Raw genomic sequence first — 12,561 nt, forward strand, 5'->3', positions numbered from 1 at the left:
CTGTGACATGGGTTGCTAGAGCTCGTCGGGTTGCAGGGCGTCGAGGATCAGCGCGAGGCCGAAGTCGAACTCGGTGGTGTAGTCGTAGTCCGGGCTGAGGGCGTGCTGGGTGATGACCTCGGTGAGGTGTGGGTAGGTGTCGGCCGGCAGGTCGCGGAGGAGGTCGCCGGCGACCTCGCCCACGTCGGTCGGGCTCGCCATCGGCAGGCTCAGCTCCTGGAGGACGTAGCCGTACAGGTAGCTGTCGATCACCGAGAAGGCGTGGGCTGCCATCGCGACGGAGAAGCCGCCGGCGCGCAGGGCCCCGAGTACGGCGTCGTGGTGGCGCAAGGTCGCCGGGCCGGGACGGCTGCGGGAGTCCATCAGGCCGACGGCCCACGGATGGCGGCGAAGCGCCGCGCGCGACGAGGCGGCCCGGTCCCGCATCGCCGCCTTCCAGTCCGCCGCCTGCGCGGTCGGCAGGTCGATCTCACGGAACACCGCGTCGACCATCCCGTCCAGGATGTCGTCGCGGCCGGCCACGTGGTTGTAGAGCGACATCGCCTCGACGCCCAGTTGCGCGGCGATCGCCCGCATGCTGACCCCGGCCACGCCCTTCTCGTCGGCAAGCGCCACCGCGACCGCGACCACCCGCTCCCGGGTGAGTGGTTCCCGCTTCGCTCGCGTACGGCGCATCCGTCCTCCTTGACCGACTTACGGTGTAAGTCTACGCTGACTTACACTGTAAGTACGATCAGGGGGTGGAGACATGAAGATCTGCATCGTCGGCGCTTCGGGGAAGCTCGGGCGCTACATGGTTCGGCATGCGCTGGACCGCGGTTACGAGGTGGTCGGTGTCTGCCGCGAACGCAGCGTCCCGAAGCTGGCCGAGTTCGCGGACCGGATCACGATCGTGCCGGGGCCGACCAACGACCGCGAGGTGATCCGCAAGGCGGTCGACGGCTGCGACGGCGTACTGACTGTCCTCGTCCCGTGGGGCGTGCAGCAGTACTCGTCAGGTACGGCGCAGGCGGTTCTCGACTACGCCGCCCCGGACGCGCGGCTGGTGTTCTCCTGCGGCTGGCACATCACCCGGGACGGCCGGGACCAGTACTCCCGGCGGTTCCGGCTGATGGTCCGGGTCACGACCTGGCTGGCGCGGCTCGTGCGCGCGATCGAGATCGACGACCAGGTGGAGGCGTGCCGGCGGATCTTCGCCAGCGACCGGCGCTGGACCGTCGTCCGCGGGAGCGACCTCGAGGAAGGCGAGAGCCAGGGCCTGCCGGTCTGGAGCCGGCACGTCGGCGACCCGGTGCTCGCGAGCAACCTGACCCGGCGCGTGGACTACGCCCTCTTCATGGTCGAGGCCCTCACCGACGACACCCTGATCCAACAGGCGCCGGCCATCGTCGGCTGCCTCTCCCCCAGCGCGCTGGCCCACGCGGCGAGCTAGCGGCCGAGCAGTCGGGCCCAGAGGTCGTCGGGGACGAGCTTTCCGAGGCGGGCCAGCCAGGCCATCTGCCAGGGGAAGGTGATGCGGGTACGGCGGCGTTCGAGGCCGTCGGCGATCTCCTGCGCGGCTCGTTGCGGGGAGATGATGAACGGCATCGGGAACCTGTTCGACCGGGTCATCTCGGTGTCCACGAATCCGGGACAGACGGTGGTGACGAGGATCCCGTCCCGCCGCAGGCCGGCCCGGAGGGCTTCGAGCAGGTTGATCTGAGCGGCTTTGGTCGCGCCGTACGCCTCCGCGCCGGGCAGTCCTCGGTAGCCGGCTACCGACGCGATCCCGACGATGAGGCCGGCTCGCGCTGCCCGCAGCCGCGGGATCACCGCGTCGAGGCAGTGCGCCAGACCCGAGAGGTTGACGTCGAGATGACGCTGGAACGACTCGGCGTCGAAGTCGTCCATCTGCTTCCAGTAGCCGGCACTCAGTACGACGATGTCCAGCCCGCCGAGCTCCTCGACGACCCGCTCCGCCGCGGACCGCACCGCTTCGCCATCGGTGATGTCGACAGGCACCACCGCCATCCGCCCGCCCGCGACCTCCGCCAGCTTCTCGGCCCGCCGGGCCGACACAGCCACCCGGGCGCCACGATCCGCCAGCTCGCCGGCCAGCGCAGCTCCGATCCCCGACGACGCCCCGACGATCCAGGTACGGCGACCAGTCAGCTCCACGAACCTCTCCTCACCGTTGCCGAATCCTCCCGAACCATGGCGAACTGCGAGACTCCCAGGTACCCGGACCGGAAACCCGCCTCCGAGTACGCCAGGTAGAACTCCCACATCCGCCGGAACACCTCGTCGAACCCGAGCGCGTCGACCAGGTCCGCCTGCGCCACGAACCGCTCCCGCCACAGCCGGAGCGTGCGCGCGTAGTCGGCTCCGAAGTCCCGCCGCTCGACGATCTCCAGCCCGCCCGACGCCGCCGCGATCGCCTCGACGGACGGGATCAGCCCGCCGGGAAAGATGTACTGCTGGATCCACCCCTGCGTGTGCCGGGTCGCGAGCATCCGGTCGTGCGGCATCGTGATCGACTGCAGTCCGAACCGCCCGCCCAGCGCGAGCAGCCGGTCCACCGCGGCGAAGTACGCCGGCCAGTACCGCTCCCCGACCGCCTCGATCATCTCGACGCTGACCACGGCGTCGTACTGCCCGTCGACGTCGCGGTAGTCACACAGCTCGACATCCGCCTCGAAGCCGGCTGCCGCGATCCGCCGGCGGGCGAGATCGCGCTGCTCGGTGGACAAGGTGATCGTTCGTACGTCGGCCCCGCGGGCAGCCGCCTGGATCGCGAGCTGGCCCCAGCCGGTGCCGATCTCCAGGACCTTCGCGCCGGATCGCACGCCGGCCAGGTCGAGGATGCTGTCGATCTTGCGCCGCTGCGCCTGCTCCAGCGTGTCACCGGCGGCGAACAGCGCCGACGAGTAGCTCATCGTCGGATCGAGGAACGTCGCGAACAGGTCGTTCGACAGGTCGTAGTGGTGCGCGACGTTCGCCCGCGCCCCGGCCCGATCGTTGCCGTTGGCAATCGGCGGCTCGACCAGCCGGCGGAACCGCTGCAGAACCGACGGGACCAGCCCGGCGAGCTCGCGGGCGAAGACCGTCAGTACGTCGCCCAGGTCGGAACCGGCGCCGGCCCGCCAGTCCCCCGCCATGTACGCCTCGCCGAAGCCGATCCGCAGATCGTGCCCGACGCGGTGGAAGAACGCATCGGACACGATCTCCAACTCGGGTCCGTCACCGCCGAGCCGGGTGCCGTCCGGCAGCCTGATCCCGACCGGCAGCTCGCGTACTGCATTCCGCACGATCTGCCGGGCGATCGCGGCCCGGACAGGGCTGTGTGGAAGTGTGATCATCGGAGTCCTTCGCGAACCACTGGCAGTCGGCGCAACCAGAGCCAGATGCCGTGCAGGCGGATCAGAGTCGCGACTTGGTACGGCACGAGTGCGGCGGCGAGCATGGTCGTGCGGCGAACCGGCGTGGGGCGGCCGGTGAAGGCAGCGCTGAACACGCGCGTTTGGTGCTGACGCAGGTCGATCGCGACGTTGATCCGGTCATGGTCGAGGCTGAGCGTCACGTCGTACTCGCCGTGGACAGTGAAGAACGGGGAAACGTAGAACTCCTTGCGGAGCGAGGAGCGGCCGGGACGAGCCAGGTAGGTGTGGCGGCCGCCGTACGTGTTGTGCACCTCGAGGACTGCCCAGCGCAGTTCAGCCGCCGGAGTGAGGCACCAGAACACGGTGAGCGGGTTGAAGACGTAGCCGAGGCTGCGTGCGTTCGCCAGCATCAGCACGCGGTCCTGCGGCTCGAGCCGTTCGCCGGCGGCGCGCACGAAGGCTGCCACGTTGTCCCGCAACGGCAGCGACGGATCGCCGAGGTGGTCGCGGCCCTGGAACGACGCGAGGGCGCCGCGGTCCGGCAGGGCATCGATGTCGACCAGCCACTGGTACGTGCGGTAGCGGAAGCGGTGCCGCTTCGGCACGCGGCGCGTGTGGCTCACGTGGCCCGGCACGATCGCGGGCACCGGTGGAAGCGTCACCACCGGACACCGAACCGCGCCGCCGCCTCGACGCCGGAGCGACAGCCGTCCTCGTGGAATCCCCATCCCAGATGGGCTCCCGCGAATGCCAGCGTGGGCCCGCCGGCATCGCGCAGCAGCTCACCCGCCGCGACCGACTCCGGTGTAAAGACGGGATGTGCGTACGTCATCCGGCGTACCGCCGCCGCGGGATCGACCCAGCCGTGTGGATTCAGCGTCACCAGGTACTCGTCGTCCGCGGTCAGGCCTTGCAGCCGGTTCATCCAGTAGCTCACGAGCACCTGCGGCTCGTCGGTGCGGCAGTCACGCATCCGGTAGTTCCAGGACGCCCGCATCCGCCGCGTCGTGGGCAGGACGGACCGGTCGGTGTGCAGCCAGGCCGGGTTCACCGAGTAGGTGAACGCCCCGAGGCACTCCTTCTCCAACGGCGTCGCGTCCGTGAGCAGATCGTGGGTGGTGTCCGCATGAGTCGCCAGCACCAAGCGGTCGAACTCGAGGCAGCGGTTCGCAGTGAACACCGAGACGCCGTCGGAATGCCGCAGTACGGCGCGCACCGGAACACTTGTCCGGACGTGGCCGATCCGCGCGACGATCTCGTCGACGTACGTCCGTGACCCGCCGTCGACCGTCCGCCAGACCGGCGATCCGCCGACGCTCAGCATCCCGTGGTGGTCGAGGAACCGGAACAGGTACCGGGCGGGGTACTGTCCGGCCGGTCCCGAACCGCACGACCACACGCAGGACACCAGCGGGATCGCGAAGTGCCGGACGAAGTACGACGAGAACCGGTGCGACGCGAGGAACGCTGCCCAGGTCGGGTCGTCGCCATCGGTCGCGAGCAGGCGGCGGGCTTCGCGGTGGAAACGCCGTACCTCGGCCAGCATGCGGAGGAAGCGGGGATCGGCGAGCTGCCGGCCGGCGATCGACGCAGCGCCCCGGCCACCGGCGTACTCCAGGCCGCAGCCGTCGCAGTGCACACTCATCGACATCTCCGTCGGGCGCGTCGCGACACCGAGCTCCCCGAACAGCCTGAGCAGGTGCGGATAGGTCCGCTCGTTGTGGACGATGAAGCCGGAGTCGATCCGATGGGTCCGGCCTGCCGCGTCCGTGACATCGTGCGTGTGCGCGTGGCCGCCGGGACGGTCGTCGGCCTCGAAGACCGTGACCTCGTGGGTCCGACTCAGCAGGTACGCCGCAGTCAGCCCAGCCACTCCCGAGCCGATGACAGCAACGGACGGGCGGTGTCCTTCCATGCCGGAGCTCCTCACGTCGTGTTGCCCCTACTTCGGCGCGGACCCCTCCCACGGATGCGTTCCGGACGAAATTTCTTCGGTGCATCCGGCGACCCGGCCGGCCCGGAAGGAACAGACATCTACCGACTTCGAGGAGGTTCGATGTCTGTTCGCAACTTCGCCGCACTGATCGGCGCAGGACTGCTGCTCGCCGGGGTGCCGGCCGCAAGCGCCCAGGCGAGACCGACCGAGAACGCGACTGTCTCCGTGCTGCACGGGGTGCCCGGGGCAACCGTCGACGTCTACGCCAACGGATCGAAGCTGTTGTCCAACTTCAAGCCCGGATCGCTGACCGACCCGCTCCAGCTGCCTGCGGGTGACTACGACCTCAAGGTCACGGCGGCAGGCAAGACCGCCGCGCTCATCCAGGCGAACGACGTCGCCGTACCCGGCGGCGCCAACGTCACCGTCGTCGCCCATCTCAACGCGGGCGGCAAGCCGGTGCTGACGCCGTTCGTCAACGACACCTCCCGGCTCGCCCCGGGCCAGGCGCGGTTGACGGTCCGGCACACCGCCGCCGCACCGGCCGTCGACGTCCGGGCGGGCGGCAAGCCGGTCTTCACCGGGCTCACCAACCCCAAGGAGGCGAAGGCCGACCTGCCGGCTGGGACGGTCGAGGCCGACGTGGTCCTGGCCGGTACGACGACCGTTGCCCTCGGCCCTGCTGAGCTGAACCTGAAGGAGGGCACGAACACGATCGTCTACGCCTGGGGCAGCGCGTCGGCCAACAACCTGAAGCTCGCGGTCCAGACCATCTCCGGTCTGCACGGCAACCCGTCCGGCGTACCGGGCGGGACGGGTGGTCAGGCCGCGTCGTCGGAATCCGCTTGGCCGGTGGTTGCGGTCGCCGTACTCGCACTGCTGCTGATCGGTGGCGGCACGGCTGCGGTCCGGGTGCGTGCCCGGTCGTGAGCCATGCCCGTGGTGTGGCCGTCCTCGTGGCGGCCACACTCCTCTCGCCACCTGGCTGCAAGTACCTGCCCGCGGTGCGGACGCACGACGCCGCCGTACCGTCGACCGTTGCTGTGCCGTCGACCGCCGCTGTGTCGGTGCCGACGCGGCTCGTCGTGCCGGCTGCGGGGATCGACGTACCGGTGCGGGCGGTCGGTGTCGCCGCCGACGGTCAGATGGAGTTGCCGCCCGACCCGGCGACGATCGGCTGGTACCGGTTCGGGCCCGGTCCGGGCGACGGCCGCGGCTCGATGGTGCTGGGCGGTCATCTCGACAGCAAGGAGTACGGCGTCGGGCCGCTGGTCCGGCTGCGGAAGGTCCGTCCCGGCCAGCTGATCCGGATCTCGTCGTACGGCGGACGCACCACGACGTACCGCATCGACTCGATCCGCGAGATCACCAAGCGGCGGCTGCCGCTCGCCGACCTCTTCGACCGGACCGGACCGCACCGGCTCCAGGTCGTCACGTGTGGCGGAGACTATGACCCGGACAACGGCGGATATCAGCAGAATCTGGTGGTCAGTGCCACCAAAATCTGACACCACGGCTAGAGTCCCAGCCGTGACCAGCCTCGCCGGTGACCCGTCGCCGGCCGAAATCGCCACGGGATTCGCGGAGGGGCGCGAGGACAGCCTCGCCGCCGCCTACCGGCGCTGGTCACGCCTGGTCTTCACCTTGGCGGTCCGCGCCCTCGGCAACCAGGCCGACGCCGAGGACGTCACCCAGCAGGTGTTCGTCTCCGCCTGGCGCGGCCGGCAGACGTTCGACCCGGCCGCGGGGACGCTCGGCTCCTGGCTGACCGGGATCGCCCGGCACCGGATCGCAGACCGGCTCGACGCACGCAGCCGGGACCGGCGCAACGCGGCCGCGGTCGGTGAGACGATGGCGACGCAGCCGGTCGCGGCCGCCGACGACCAGCTCGTCGACCGGGTCGTGCTCGCCGACGAGCTGGACCGGATCGACGAGCCGCGCCGGACCATCCTGCGGATGGCCTTCTACGAAGACCAGACGTACCCGCAGATCGCGGAGCGTCTGGACCTGCCACTCGGCACGGTGAAGAGTCATGCGCGACGAGGTTTGCTGTCCCTGCGGGACCGGTTGAAGGAGGTGAACAGTGACGCATCTTGACGAGGAGCTCCTGGCCCAGTGGGCCCTGGAAGGCACGGCCCCCGACCCGGACGCCGCTGCCCACCTGTCCACCTGCCCCGACTGCCAGACAACCCTCGCCGAACTCCGCGAACTGGCCGCCGAAGCCACCAGCGCCCCCCACCTGGCCAGCCCACCCCCCGCCCTCTGGGACCGCATAGCCGCCGACCTCCACCTGACCACCCCCTCCACCCCAACCCCCACCACCCCACCGGAGGCACCCACCACCCCCACGCCCGACCGGACCGCGCCACCGGCGACCACCGCCTCCACACCGGAACCCACCACCCCGGCGGCGCCTGCGCGGCGCGGGTATGGGCGGCGCACGTTGGTGTTGGCGGCGAGTGTGGCTGCCGTGCTTGGGGTTGGGATCGGCCTGGGGGCTGCGGCGGTGCTCGATCGCGACGAGGAGGCGCCGCCACCCGTCGCGGTGGTTCAGCTCGAGCCGCTGCCCGGGAAGACCGGCGGCGGGACCGCGGACCTGATCCAGGACGGGAACGAGCTCAAGGTCTCGGTCACCGGCCTCGACGCGAGCACCGGCTACTACGAGCTGTGGCTGATCAACGCCGACGGTGAGCGGATGGTGTCGCTCGGCGTCCTCGACCCCGCCCAGGGCGGCACCTTCCGGATCCCGGACAACCTGACCAGCGAGGGCTACCGGATCGTCGACGTCTCCCTGGAGCCGAACGACGGCAACCCGGCGCACTCCCGCGACAGCGTCGTCCGCGGCACCCTGCCCGCTTGATACGCCACACGCATGAAGTCTGCCAACAATCGGCATTGGACGAATGAACAACGCCGTACCTAGCCTCGTAATCACCGACAGATTCACGAGGAGGATCAGATATGCGCAGGGTCGCGTTGGGCCGGACCGGAGAGCACGTCAGCCAGCTCGCACTGGGAGCGATGCTGATGGGTACGTCGACCGACGAGCCGACGTCGGTGCGGATGCTCGAGCGGTACCTGGAGGCCGGCGGCACGTTCATCGACACGGCCGACTGCTACGCGTGGTGGCCCGGACCGGACTTCACCGGCGGCGAGAGCGAGGCACTGCTCGGCCGCTGGCTCGCCAAGACCGGCAAGCGAGATGACATCTTCCTGGCGACCAAGGGCAGCGCGTGGGTGCGCGACCCGGAGGCGATCCGCACCGGCGACGGCAGCTGGGAGACGATGGCCGCCCAGTTTGCGGGCGCCGGCGGCGACACGCTGCGGCACGCGATCGACGACAGCCTGCGCCGCCTCGGCACCGACCACGTCGACCTCTACTACGTCCACGTAGACGACCGCTCCACCCCGCTGGAAGAGACCCTCGAAGCACTCGCCGAGATCGTTGCCGCAGGCAAGGCCCGGTACATCGGCTGGTCAAACGTCCGGACCTGGCGGCTGGAACGCATCCGCGCGCTCGCGGAGCAGAACGGCTGGCCGGCGCCGGTCGCCGTACAGCAGGAGCACTCGTACCTGCGTCCGAAGGCAGGCGCCGACACCCTGACGATCGTCGACGACGAGCAAGCCGACTACCTGCGAGCCACCAAGGACCTCACGCTGGTCGCGTTCTCGCCGATCCTCAAGGGCATCTACGACGACCCGGCGAAGCGCGACGGTCACCAGATCATGAAGAACTACGCCGGTCCGGACGCCGACGCACGCCTCGCCGTCCTCACCGAGATCGCCGCCGAGCTGGACGTCACCCCGAACCAGCTGGTGATCAGCTGGCTGCTCCACCAGACCGACCCCGAACTGATCACCCTGGCCGGTCCGCGCACCTTCGAGCAGCTCGAGGTCGCACTGGCCGCGGCCGACATCAAGCTCACCGAGGACCAGCTGGACCGCCTGGACAACGCCGGCGCATAAGGTCAACGGCTGTACACAAGTCCGATTCGTTCAAGACCCCCGGCGGTGGCCTCGCTACCGTCGGGGGCATGAGCACTTCACGACACCTCAGCGAACACATCGACCGGCCGGCCGCGGAGGTCTACACGTACGCCGCCGATCCGCTCAACACCCCGAAGTGGGCAGCCGGCCTGGCCGGCTCCATCGAGCAGGTCGACGGCCAGTGGGTCGCGGACTCCCCGATGGGCCGGATCACCATCAAGTTTGCCGAACGCAACGAGTACGGCGTGCTCGACCACGACGTCACGCTGCCGTCGGGCGAGACCGTGCACAACCCGATGCGCGTGCTCCCCGACGGCGACGGGGCCGAGATCGTCTTCACCGTCCGGCAGCGCCCGAGCATGACCGATGACGACTTCGCCCGCGACGCGGACGCCGTCCAGGCCGACCTGCGCACCCTGAAGAACCTGCTCGAAAGGCAGTAGTATGCAGGCCGCCTAGCAATACCGGCCAGCCAGGGGCGATCCTGCACTGGATGACATTTGTTCCTCGATGTCAGGCTTGGCGGGCGTAGGACGTGAGGCGATCGGCGAGCGCGAGGACGAGGTCGCGAAGTTCATCGGGGCGCTCGATGACGAACGGCCGGTCGAGTGAGGCGAGTATCCGAGGCAACCAGTCGAGCTGCTGCGCCCGTAGCTCGACGCGCAGCCAGTGCTCGGCCGCCGGGTCCTGACCGGCCGCGGGCTCGTGCTCCTCCAGGCTCGCGACGCTGGCGGGGAGGTAGGCGCGGATCTGCTCAACTGTCCCGTGGATCCGCAAGGTCACCTGATGCCGGTACTCGGCCGTGGCGAATCCTGACAACACGCGCTGTGCCGGACCGGGACCCACGGGCGCTTCGAATGAGCCGGGCAGGGCCCTCGCGGCTGCGATGCGATCGAGCCGGAAGGTTCGGTCCTCGCCGACCTGGGCGTCCTTGCCCGTCACGTACCACCGGCCCGCATGGGCGACGATCCCGTACGCGTGCAGTGTGCGTTCGCTGCGCCGTCCGTCGCGGTCGGTGTAGCGGATCGAGACCGGTCGGCGGTGGCGCACCGCATCGGCGATGGTGAGGAGGAGCCCGGCGTCCGGGTGGTCCAACTCGCCGGGCTGATCCGTGAAGGCGAGAGCTTCGAGGAGTGTGTCGAGCCGGCGGGCGATGTGCTTGGGAAGCACCCGGCGGATCTTCGCTGACGCCGTCTCGTTTGCCGCGCGCTGCGTCGTCGTCAGCACTGCCCGGCGGCCGACGACCAGGCCGAGCAGCACGGCCAGCGCCTCGTCGTCGCTGAGCATGAGGGGAGGCAAGCGGTACCCGGGAGCCAGCCGGTACCCGCCGTAGCGGCCGCGCACCGACTCCACGGGCACGTCCAGGTCGATCAGCTGGTCCACATACCGCCGCACAGTGCGCCCTTCGACGCCGAGACGGTCGGCGAGCTCGGCCACAGTCCGGGTGCCGCCCGACTGCAGCAACTCCAGGAGTGTCAGCACGCGGCCGGTGGGTCGTGGCATGTTCGCAGCCTAACGCGAATACAGGACCGATTCTGTCCACTATTTCTCCTAGCCTGCGACGTGCACGCCTCCAGCACAGCCAAGGAGATTCCCATGGACTTCGTCTCGATCCGCATCATCACCAGCGACGTCGCACGCCTCGTCGAGTTCTACGAGCGAGCCACAGGGGCGCCGGCGACGTGGGCCACCGAGGACTTCGCCGAGCTCAAGACCGCGGGCGCAACCCTCGCGATCGCCGGCACCCGCACCGTCCCGCTGTTCGCCCCGGGCTCTGCCCACCCGGCGGACAACCACAGCGTGATCACCGAGTTCCTCGTCGACGACGTGGACCGCGTTCACCAGAACCTGACCGGCTTCGTCACCGACTTCGTCAACGAGCCCACCACGATGCCCTGGGGCAACCGGTCGCTGTTGTTCCGCGACCCCGACGGCAACCTCGTCAACTTCTTCACCCCCGTCACCCCGGAGGCCATCGAAAAGACCCGCAGTGGCACAACGAGGTGACCTGGACCGGATCTCGATCGGTTGAGGACATCACGATCCGGACCGGTTCCACCACAGCCGGTCCGGGTCGTGGGCCGTTCAGCCGGCCGCTGGTCCGGTGGTCGAGCGGATGATCAACTCGGGCTCGAGGACGAGCTCGCGATCGGGTACGGCGTCGCCGGCCGTCCGGGCGATGACCCGGTCGACCGCGAGCCGGGCCATCTCCCGCGGCAGCTGCTGCACGCTCGTCAGCTCGATCCCCGGCCCACGGGCCAGCACGCTGTCGTCGAACCCGATGATCGAGACGTCCCCGGGGACGTCGATCCCCTGCTGCCCGAGCACGCTCATCGCGGCCGCGGCGATGTCGTCGTTGAACGCGACGATCGCGGTCGGAAGCTCGGCCTTGTCGTCGAGCATCGCCCGCGCCGCACGCTGCCCGTCGAGCTGATCCTCACCATCACAACGAACGATCCGGACCTGCTTGCTCAACCGATGAGCCCGCATCGCCTGCACGTAAGCATCACGCCGCGCGATCGCCACGAGCCCGTCACCGCCTTGCAGATGGGCGATCCGGCGATGGCCGAGCTCCACGAGGTACTGCACGGCCAGCGCGATCCCGTGCTCGTCCGACGTACGCACGATGTCGACATCCGCATGGTCGACGTGCCAACCCATCACCACCAGCGGGACGTCGCCCGCGAGCAGCGGCGCGGCCACCGGCGGACCCAGCATGATCAGCGCGTCGAACCGGAAGTCGTGCAGTGAAGCCAGCGCCTGCTTCTCGTCCCGACTGGTGGTGAGCGCGCTGAGGACCAGATCCCAGCCGCGCTCCTCGGCGGCAGAGTAGAGCCCGTCGATCAGCTCCATGTGGAACCGCCCTGCCCGCCCGAAGAGCACCCCGATGGTGTGCGCCTTGAGACTGGCCAGCGAACGCGCCCGCACATCCGGCCGGTAGCCCAGCTGCTCGGCGACCGCGAGGATCAACTGCCGGCTCTGCTGGCTCGCACCCGGCGCGTCCCGCATCACGATCGAGACGAGCGCCGGCGAGACCCCGGCTCGGCGAGCGACATCGGCGAGCGTCACCCGCCGCCCCGACCGCCCCAGCTCTGCCGTCACCTGCACACCTCCCGTTCCGCGTCGGCCCACCGTAACGCACGATCCAGCCTATAGCGCTCTAGCGCAATAGTTCTAGAGCGCTATAGACGATTACAACGACAGAAAATCTAGAGCGCTCTAAAATGTCGTTACAAAGTATTGACAGAGCCGAAATGTGCCGGTTCTCTGGTGACTGGC

15 protein-coding genes are annotated in these 12,561 nt (G+C 69.5%); 8 read left to right on the plus strand and 7 right to left on the minus strand.

Annotated features, from left to right (window positions below; translation table 11 throughout):
• Positions 1–15: 15 nt before the first annotated feature.
• Positions 16–675 (minus strand): TetR/AcrR family transcriptional regulator, encoded by a 660-nt coding sequence (locus tag ACIBGM_RS07150; RefSeq protein WP_396384761.1) that lies wholly within the window; start codon positions 673–675, stop codon positions 16–18.
• Positions 676–748: 73 nt separating this feature from the next.
• On the opposite strand from ACIBGM_RS07150, the gene ACIBGM_RS07155 reads away from it, so the two are divergent.
• Positions 749–1,432 (plus strand): NAD(P)H-binding protein, encoded by a 684-nt coding sequence (locus ACIBGM_RS07155; RefSeq protein WP_360529684.1) that lies wholly within the window; start codon positions 749–751, stop codon positions 1,430–1,432.
• Here the strand turns inward: ACIBGM_RS07155 and ACIBGM_RS07160 are convergent.
• Genes ACIBGM_RS07160 through ACIBGM_RS07175 form a run of 4 tightly spaced genes read right to left on the minus strand, consistent with a single transcriptional unit; the run spans position 1,429 to position 5,274 of the window.
• A complete protein-coding gene (locus ACIBGM_RS07160) occupies positions 1,429–2,157 on the minus strand; it encodes an SDR family NAD(P)-dependent oxidoreductase (protein WP_396384762.1) in 729 nt (242 codons plus the stop codon). The genes ACIBGM_RS07155 and ACIBGM_RS07160 overlap by 4 nt on opposite strands.
• Positions 2,148–3,338, minus strand: a complete 1,191-nt coding sequence (locus tag ACIBGM_RS07165) for a class I SAM-dependent methyltransferase (RefSeq protein WP_396384763.1) — start codon at positions 3,336–3,338, stop codon at positions 2,148–2,150. The genes ACIBGM_RS07160 and ACIBGM_RS07165 overlap by 10 nt, the downstream gene beginning before the upstream one ends.
• A complete protein-coding gene (locus ACIBGM_RS07170) occupies positions 3,335–4,006 on the minus strand; it encodes a DUF1365 domain-containing protein (protein ID WP_396384764.1) in 672 nt (223 codons plus the stop codon). The genes ACIBGM_RS07165 and ACIBGM_RS07170 overlap by 4 nt, the downstream gene beginning before the upstream one ends.
• Positions 4,007–4,017: 11 nt before the next feature.
• Positions 4,018–5,274, minus strand: coding sequence for an NAD(P)/FAD-dependent oxidoreductase (locus tag ACIBGM_RS07175; protein WP_396384765.1), 1,257 nt, complete (start codon positions 5,272–5,274; stop codon positions 4,018–4,020).
• Between the two features lie 141 nt (positions 5,275–5,415).
• Here ACIBGM_RS07175 and ACIBGM_RS07180 point away from each other — a divergent pair, with 141 nt between their 5' ends.
• The 6 genes from ACIBGM_RS07180 (at position 5,416) to ACIBGM_RS07205 (ending at position 9,725) form a co-directional block, all read left to right on the plus strand.
• Entirely contained in the window at positions 5,416–6,225 is an 810-nt protein-coding gene (locus ACIBGM_RS07180; RefSeq protein WP_360529669.1) for a DUF4397 domain-containing protein, read from the plus strand.
• Positions 6,222–6,803 (plus strand): class F sortase, encoded by a 582-nt coding sequence (locus ACIBGM_RS07185; protein ID WP_396384766.1) that lies wholly within the window; start codon positions 6,222–6,224, stop codon positions 6,801–6,803. The genes ACIBGM_RS07180 and ACIBGM_RS07185 overlap by 4 nt, the downstream gene beginning before the upstream one ends.
• Positions 6,804–6,825: 22 nt before the next feature.
• Positions 6,826–7,392, plus strand: coding sequence for a sigma-70 family RNA polymerase sigma factor (locus ACIBGM_RS07190; RefSeq protein WP_396384767.1), 567 nt, complete (start codon positions 6,826–6,828; stop codon positions 7,390–7,392).
• On the plus strand, positions 7,379–8,155 hold the full coding sequence (locus tag ACIBGM_RS07195) for an anti-sigma factor domain-containing protein (RefSeq protein WP_360529660.1): 777 nt from the start codon (positions 7,379–7,381) through the stop codon (positions 8,153–8,155). Before ACIBGM_RS07190 ends, ACIBGM_RS07195 begins: the two co-directional genes overlap by 14 nt.
• A gap of 101 nt (positions 8,156–8,256) precedes the next feature.
• Entirely contained in the window at positions 8,257–9,261 is a 1,005-nt protein-coding gene (locus ACIBGM_RS07200) for an aldo/keto reductase (RefSeq protein WP_360529657.1), read from the plus strand.
• Between the two features lie 68 nt (positions 9,262–9,329).
• The gene (locus ACIBGM_RS07205; protein ID WP_396384768.1) at positions 9,330–9,725 is read left to right on the plus strand and encodes an SRPBCC family protein; all 396 of its coding nucleotides are present in this window, start codon (positions 9,330–9,332) and stop codon (positions 9,723–9,725) included.
• A 70-nt stretch (positions 9,726–9,795) separates the two neighbouring features.
• Here the strand turns inward: ACIBGM_RS07205 and ACIBGM_RS07210 are convergent, their stop codons facing one another.
• Positions 9,796–10,785 carry a helix-turn-helix transcriptional regulator gene (locus ACIBGM_RS07210; protein ID WP_396384769.1) on the minus strand — a complete coding sequence of 330 codons (990 nt, stop codon included), beginning with the start codon at positions 10,783–10,785 and terminating at the stop codon, positions 9,796–9,798.
• Positions 10,786–10,878: 93 nt separating this feature from the next.
• Here ACIBGM_RS07210 and ACIBGM_RS07215 point away from each other — a divergent pair, with 93 nt between their 5' ends.
• Positions 10,879–11,289: a VOC family protein gene (locus ACIBGM_RS07215; RefSeq protein WP_360529648.1), complete on the plus strand. Its 411-nt coding sequence runs from the start codon at positions 10,879–10,881 to the stop codon at positions 11,287–11,289.
• A 78-nt stretch (positions 11,290–11,367) separates the two neighbouring features.
• On the opposite strand, the gene ACIBGM_RS07220 is transcribed toward ACIBGM_RS07215, so the two are convergent.
• A complete protein-coding gene (locus tag ACIBGM_RS07220; RefSeq protein ID WP_396384770.1) occupies positions 11,368–12,384 on the minus strand; it encodes a LacI family DNA-binding transcriptional regulator in 1,017 nt (338 codons plus the stop codon).
• Between the last annotated feature and the right edge of the window lie 177 nt (positions 12,385–12,561).

Origin of the sequence: Kribbella sp. NPDC050470 (genome assembly GCF_044458365.1) — a bacterium.
Lineage (GTDB): Bacteria > Actinomycetota > Actinomycetes > Propionibacteriales > Kribbellaceae > Kribbella.